Annotated in this window: 5 protein-coding genes; all 5 read left to right on the forward strand. The window is 70.1% G+C overall.

Annotated features, from left to right (window positions below; genetic code table 11):
- The coding region (locus tag ACFE8Y_RS20690; RefSeq protein WP_375466252.1) for a MotA/TolQ/ExbB proton channel family protein at positions 1-410 on the forward strand (410 nt) is incomplete at its 5' end.
- A gap of 24 nt (positions 411-434) precedes the next feature.
- Positions 435-881, forward strand: coding sequence for an ExbD/TolR family protein (locus ACFE8Y_RS20695; RefSeq protein ID WP_375466253.1), 447 nt, complete (start codon positions 435-437; stop codon positions 879-881).
- A gap of 10 nt (positions 882-891) precedes the next feature.
- Complete coding sequence (tolA, locus tag ACFE8Y_RS20700; protein ID WP_375466254.1) at positions 892-2,238, forward strand: cell envelope integrity protein TolA; 1,347 nt, start codon at positions 892-894, stop codon at positions 2,236-2,238.
- 60 nt (positions 2,239-2,298) lie between these two features.
- Positions 2,299-3,642 carry a Tol-Pal system beta propeller repeat protein TolB gene (gene tolB, locus ACFE8Y_RS20705; RefSeq protein WP_375466255.1) on the forward strand — a complete coding sequence of 448 codons (1,344 nt, stop codon included), beginning with the start codon at positions 2,299-2,301 and terminating at the stop codon, positions 3,640-3,642.
- A 529-nt stretch (positions 3,643-4,171) separates the two neighbouring features.
- Positions 4,172-4,684 carry a hypothetical protein gene (locus tag ACFE8Y_RS20710; protein ID WP_375466256.1) on the forward strand — a complete coding sequence of 171 codons (513 nt, stop codon included), beginning with the start codon at positions 4,172-4,174 and terminating at the stop codon, positions 4,682-4,684.
- Positions 4,685-4,840 lie beyond the last annotated feature (156 nt).

A 4,840-nucleotide genomic window follows, 5' to 3' on the forward strand; every position in this document is an offset into this window, starting at 1 on the left:
TCGAGGGCACCGGCCGGCAGATCCAGTCGCTGTCGCAGCGCATCGACAAGGTGCTCGACGTGACGATCCAGCGCGAGGTCGAGCGGCTCGAAGGCCGCCTGCTGTTCCTCGCCTCGATCGGCTCGGCGGGCCCCTACATCGGCCTGTTCGGCACGGTCTGGGGCATCATGACCGCCTTCACCTCGATCGCGGCTTCCAAGAACACCTCGCTCGCGGTGGTGGCGCCGGGCATCGCCGAGGCGCTGTTTGCCACCGCCATCGGCCTGTTCGCGGCAATCCCCGCGGTGCTCGCCTACAACAAGCTCCAGGCGACCGTGTCCAAGCAGCAGTCGCGGCTGGAGGGTTTTGCCGACGAGTTCTCCGCCATCCTCTCCCGCCAGATCGACGAGCGCCTCTCGCTCGCCGCCTGACCGCGCAAACCGGGAGATCAGCAGATGAGCATGGCGGCGGGTGCGCAGGGCGGCGGCAAGCGGCGGCGGCGGGGACGCCGGGGCGGCGGCCCGATCAACGAGATCAACATGACGCCGTTCATCGACGTCGTGCTGGTGCTGCTCATCATCTTCATGGTGGCGGCCCCGATGATGACGGTGGGCGTGCCCCTCGACCTGCCGCAATCGAAGGCATCACCACTCAACTCCGACACCAAGCCGGTCACGCTCTCGATCCGCCAGAGCGGACAGGTCTTCCTCGGCGAGGACGAGCTCACGGACGACACCATCATCCCGAAGCTGACGGTGGAGGCCAAGTCCGGCTTCGACGAGCGCGTGTTCGTGCGCGGCGACAAGCGGGTCGATTACGGCCGGGTCGCCCAGGTGATGGCGATCGTCACCGGCGGCGGCTTCAAGAAGGTGGCGCTCGTCACCGAGCCCGAGCAGCGATAGCGGGGCATTCGTGAAGCTTCCCTTCCACCGCGGCGAACCGGGGTTCTGGGTCTCGGCCGGCATCCACGCCGGGCTGCTGGCGTTCGCCCTGCTCAGCGTCGCCGCGCCCGCGCTCCCCGAGGCGCAGGAGGGCGTGCCCGTCGAGGTCATCACCGAGAACCAGTTCTCGGAACTCACCAAGGGCGAGCGCAACGCCGACAAGCCGACGCCCGACGCCAAGCCGCGGGCGGACCGGAAGGCAGACAAGATCGAGGAGCGCGAGCCGGAGAACGCGAAGGTCGATTCGCCGACCGCGCCGACCCGCACCGCGGAGATGAAGCTCGCCAACGCCGAGGAGATGCCGCTGCGCGTCACCGAGCCGGACCCGGCCGCCGAGGCGGCCAAGGCCGCCAAGATGGCCAAGGAGAAGGCGGAGGCGGAGAAGGCCGAGGCCCAGAAGGCCGAAGCCGCGAAGGCCGCGGCCGAGAAGGCGGCCGCCGCCAAGGCCGAGAAGGCCAAGTCCGAGGCGAAGGCCGAGGCCGTCAAGGAGGCCGCGAAGGAAGCGGCCAAGGCGGAAGCCGTGAAGCGGGAGCAACTCGCCAAGCTGGTCGAGCGCGAGGAGGCCGAGGCGGCCGCGGAAGCCAAGGCGAAGGCCGACGCGAAAGCCAAGGCCGAGGCCGCCAAGGAGGCTGCCAGGGAAGCCGCGAAGGCGGTGGAGAAGGCGGCCGCCGCCAAGGCGGAGGCGAAGGCCAAGGCGGACGCCGAGGCCGCGCGGCAGGAGATCGCCGAGGCGAAGGCCGAAGCCGAGAAGGAGCGTGCGGAGGCCGCTGCCGCCGCGAAGGCTGAAGCAGCTGCGAAAGCCAAGGCCAAGGCGGTCGCCGACGCGCGCGCCAAGGCCGATGCCGAGGCGAAGGCCCGCAGGCAGGCCGAGCTCGCCAACAAGTTCAACGCCGGCGACATCAAGTCGGTGCTGGCCTCGAAGGTGCCCTCGCAATCGACCGGCGCCACCGGCCGCGACGTCCAGCGCACGGCCGCCCTCGGTGCCGCGACGGGCACGGCCCAGCGCCTGTCGCCGTCCCTGCGCGACGCTCTCGTGGGCATGCTCCAGCAGCAGATCGAGCGCTGCTACGCGGCGCCCCCCGGGGCGGCGCAGGGGGTGGTGCTGCCCGTGCTCGACATCCACCTGAACCAGGACGGATCGCTCTCGACCGAGCCGCGGATCATGCGCGGCGGGGCGAGCTCGGTCGATCAGTCGATCGCGCAGGCGGCGCTCCGCGCGGTGCGGCGCTGCGCGCCCTACCGGATCCCGGCGCAGTACGCGCCGTACTACAACGACTGGAAGGCGATCAACGCGGAGTTCGAGTTCACCGCGACCTGACGCCCTTCGCGCCGCCGAACCGCAACCCGACGTCCGTCCCAAGGCTTCCGGACCAGACCCATGTTTCATCGATCGCCGACGCGCCGCACGGTGCCCGTGCTGACGGCCCTCCTGTCGCTCGCGCTGCTCGGCGCGGCGCTGCTCGGGTGGCCTGCGCCGGCCCAGGCCCAGTTGCAGCTCCGCATCGGCGGGGGCGCGTTCCAGCCGATGCCGATCGCGGTGGCCGACTTCTCGGGCGATGCCAGCCTCGGCGGCCTCGTCTCCGGCGTGGTCACGAACAACCTGCGGCGCTCGGGCTACTTCCTGCCGCTGGACAAGGCGCGGTTCCCGGAGAACCCGCCCTTCGACGCCGCGCCCGGCTTCGAGCGGTGGCGCTCGGCCGGCGTGCAGGGCCTCGTCACGGGCCGCGTCTCGCGCGACGGCTCGGGCCGGCTGAAGGTCGAGTTCCGCCTCTGGGACGTCACCTCGGGCCAGCAGATCACCGGCCAGCAATACGCCACCGATGCGGCGAACGCCCGCCGCACCGGCCACCTGATCTCGGACGCGGTCTACACCAGGATCACCGGCCTCGGTCCGTGGTTCGACAGCCGCATCGCCTTCGTCGACGAGGCCGGCCCGAAGGAGAACCGGCGCAAGCGCCTGATGGTGATGGACCAGGACGGGGCCAACGTCCGCGCGCTGACCACCGGCGAGAGCTCCATCGTCGCCCCGCGCTACTCGCCCGCGACCCAGGACATCGCGTTCATGACGCAGGCGACCGGCCACCAGCCGCGGGTGCAGGTGATCAACCTCGAGACCGGCTCGCGGCAGGCGGTGGGCAACTTCGAGTCGATGAGCGCGAGCCCGCGCTTCTCGCCGGACGGCCGCCGCCTCGTGATGAGCGTGCAGCAGGGCGGCAACGCCGACATCGTGACGATGGACCTCGCCTCGAAGGCGCAGCAATCGATCACCAGCGGCATGGCGATCGACACCTCGCCGACCTACGCGCCCGACGGCAGCCAGATCGTGTTCGAATCCGACCGCGGCGGCTCGCAGCAGGTCTACGTGATGGGCGCCGACGGTTCCAACCCGCACCGGATCTCGTTCGGCGAGGGCTCGGCCTCGCAGCCGGCGTGGTCGCCGCGCGGCGACCTGATCGCCTTCACCCGGCAGCGCAAAGGGGGCTTCGCCATCTGCGTGATGAAGCCCGACGGCTCCGGCGAGCGGGTGCTGACCGAGGGCTTCCACAACGAGGGCCCGACGTTCGCGCCCAACGGCCAGTACGTGCTGTTCTTCCGCGATCCCGGCGGCCAGGGCGGCGGCAAGCTCTACATGGTCGACATCACCGGAAAGGTGGAGCAGCCGGTGCCGACGCCGTCCTACGCGTCGGACCCGACATGGTCGCCGCTGCTCGCGGGGAAGTAGGGTTTGGATGCGTCGCCGCGGTCTCCGGACTGCGCGGCCCGAGGGATTTCCAGGCCCCGCGCTGCTTCCGATAGAGGTATTCGCGACCCCGGACGGTCTTCCACGACATCGAGCCCGCGAACCGGCGATCGAGGTCCGCCCGCGTCGTCCGGTACGCGAGGAAGGCCTGCTCGCAATCGATCGTCTGGCGGCCCTGATCGCCGGTCAACTCGTTGAAGGACAACGCGTTGTCCCCGTCTCATGCCGAATCGGGAGCCAAAGGGATAACGGATATTCTTCGACCGATAAATGTCTTCGCGAAAACGCGTTATCCCCTTGGCGGGCCAACACCGCCCGTCAGGGGATAACGAGCCCTGCGCCGCCTCGGCGGAGACCGTCTCCCGCATCCGAGCCGGAATGGGCTACCTTGGCCGTCCGCCCTCGCAGCCGTGTCCCGTCGGGCATCTATCCAAGGGTGCGCAACGGTGGGATCATCCGCCCCGAGGCGATCCGGGGCGATGCACCCCGTCGCCCAAGGGTGGAGAGCGCCATGACCGACACGCATGCGAGCCGACGCGACCTGCTGGCGGCCTCCCTCCTCGGTGCCTTGCCGTTCGCGTTCGGGCAGGCCTCGGCCAGCCCGCTCGATCCCAGTCAGACGATCGTCCGACGTCCCGACGCGTTGCCCTGGCTTCCCTCGGCCGGGTATCCGGAACGGAGCGTCGACCGCTGCACCCTGACCGGGGACATCAACGATACCGGCCTGTACTACACCCTGGTGCGGTGGTGGCCGGGCTACATGAGCGCTCCGCACACCTACACGACGGACCGGTTCTGCATGGTCCTGTCCGGGGTGTGGTGGTGCAACAGCGGCCCGGACTTCGACCCAGCCTCCTGCGTGCCGGTCCCGGCGGGCAGCTTCGTGCGGCGCGTCGCCGGCACGCCGCATTACGACGGCGTGGTGCGCGATGGCCCTGAGCCGGCCGTCATCGCGATCTGCGGCATCGGACCGGTGAACTACACGCTCGTCGACCCGTCGCAACCGAATTGGCGCAGAGTTTGATCTTTGTGGCCCTCCACCGCGCACCATCCCTCCATGAAGGCTTGCGGATGCACGCATCGCTCCACGCGATCCGGGAAGAGCACGGGTCCTCACACCCTTCGCGGGAGAGGGACAGGGTGAGGGATGAGAACGATCCGGATAGGTCACGCCCCTCAC

The organism is uncultured Methylobacterium sp. (assembly GCF_964242245.1).
GTDB lineage: Bacteria > Pseudomonadota > Alphaproteobacteria > Rhizobiales > Beijerinckiaceae > Methylobacterium.

What these genes read in the sequence shown, in the direction of transcription:
- ACFE8Y_RS20695 (WP_375466253.1), top strand. Translation starts at nt 435, where the DNA reads ATGAGCATGGCGGCGGGTGCGCAGGGCGGCGGCAAGCGGCGGCGGCGG.
- tolB (WP_375466255.1), top strand. Translation starts at nt 2,299, where the DNA reads ATGTTTCATCGATCGCCGACGCGCCGCACGGTGCCCGTGCTGACGGCC.
- ACFE8Y_RS20710 (WP_375466256.1), top strand. Translation starts at nt 4,172, where the DNA reads ATGACCGACACGCATGCGAGCCGACGCGACCTGCTGGCGGCCTCCCTC.